Source organism: Arthrobacter sp. Y3223164, from assembly GCF_059091005.1.
This window is the reverse complement of sequence record NZ_JBNHGF010000549.1, coordinates 1-1,441: the sequence shown is the minus strand read 5'-3', so window position 1 is coordinate 1,441 and position 1,441 is coordinate 1. Positions and strand designations below refer to the sequence as shown.

The window sequence follows — 1,441 nt, the reverse complement described above, 5'->3', positions numbered from 1 at the left end:
GGGCGACGGCGGCAACTCGCCCGAGGGCAGCCCGGGCGCCACGGAGGGCGGCGGAGCCGAACAGGGCATCACCGACACCAGCATCCTGCTCGGCAGCACCACCTCGCTCAGCGGCGTGGCCGGGGCGCCGGGCAGCTGCCTGGTCGCGGGCATGGAGGCCTACTTCGGCGCCGCCAATGCGGACGGCGGGGTGGAATTCGGCGACGGCAAGACCCGCAAAGTGGAGCTCAAAGCGTACGACGACGCCTACGATCCCGGCCGCGCCGTGGCGAACTTCCGGCAGATGATCGCCGAGGGCGTCTTCGCCGACGTCAACGGTCTGGGCACCCGCACCAACCTGGCCGTCATGCCGGTGGCCACCGAGGAAGAATTCCCGCAAGTGTTCGTGGCCTCCGGAGACTCGGTGTTCAGCGAAGACCCCGAGGCCAACCCGTGGACCATCGGCTGGATGCCCACCTACTATGCCGAAGGCAACTCCTTCGGCAAGTTCCTGGTGGACTCCGGCACGGCCGTCACCGTCGCCGTGCTGGAACAGAACGACGACGCCGGCAACGAGTTTGTTGCCGGGCTGGAGGACGCCATCGAAGGCTCGGAGGTGGAGATCGTCCAGCGGGCGACGTTCGAACCGGGCGACCCGACGGTGGACGCGCAGATGGCCCAGCTCGCGGACAGCGAGGCCGACGTCTTCTTCTCGGCCAACACGGTGCCGGCGCTGACGGCGTCGTCGATGGTCCGCGCGCAGGACCTTGGCTGGAACCCGTCCATCTTCCTGGCGGCCGTGGCCGCCAACGAGCGGGACGTGCTGGAACCGGGCAATGCCAGCGCCTTCCCGAACGTGTACAGCACCGGCTTCACCAAGCAACCCACGCAGACCGACGACGAGGAAGTGAAGCAGTTCCTGGCCGACATCAAGGAGTACGCCCCCGATACCGCCGACCAGGTCATCCCGCATTGCCTCTGGGGCTACGCCACCGCCGCCACCCTCGAGGAAGCGTTCAAGAACATGGCCGAGCCGACCCACGAGGCGCTGATGGAAGCGGTCCGCAACGTCAAGGACTTCGAGCCGCCGCTGCTGCTCGACGGCCTGAGCGTGGACACCACCACCAACATGGCGCCGATCTCCGAGGTACAGGTCCAGGAGCACACCGACGAGGGCTACGTGCCGGCGGAGTCCTTCACGCCCTAACGGCACCCCGTGCGCCGGAACGGTTCCGGCCGTTCCGGCGCCCGAAGGGTCATGCAGTCCGGTCGACGCGTGAGCGCCAGAGCAAGTACACGAAGTACGGGGCGCCGACCAAGGCGGTCATGATGCCGGCCGGGATCTGTGCCGGGGCGATGACCGTCCGCCCGATGATGTCCGCCAGCACCACAGTGCAGGCGCCGAGCATTGCGGCCACCGGCAAAACCCGGCTGTGCCGGGCGCCCACGAGCGACCGGGCCG

The 1,441-nt window shown here is 68.8% G+C and carries 2 protein-coding genes; one reads left to right on the top strand and one right to left on the bottom strand.

The annotated features are described in order from the left end of the window. The coding region (locus tag AC5RUJ_RS16295) for an ABC transporter substrate-binding protein (RefSeq protein ID WP_494156251.1) at positions 1-1,186 on the top strand (1,186 nt) is incomplete at its 5' end. Positions 1,187-1,235: 49 nt separating this feature from the next. On the opposite strand, the gene AC5RUJ_RS16290 is transcribed toward AC5RUJ_RS16295, so the two are convergent. After that, positions 1,236-1,441: iron chelate uptake ABC transporter family permease subunit (locus AC5RUJ_RS16290; protein ID WP_494156250.1), on the bottom strand; the 206-nt coding region annotated here is incomplete at its 5' end.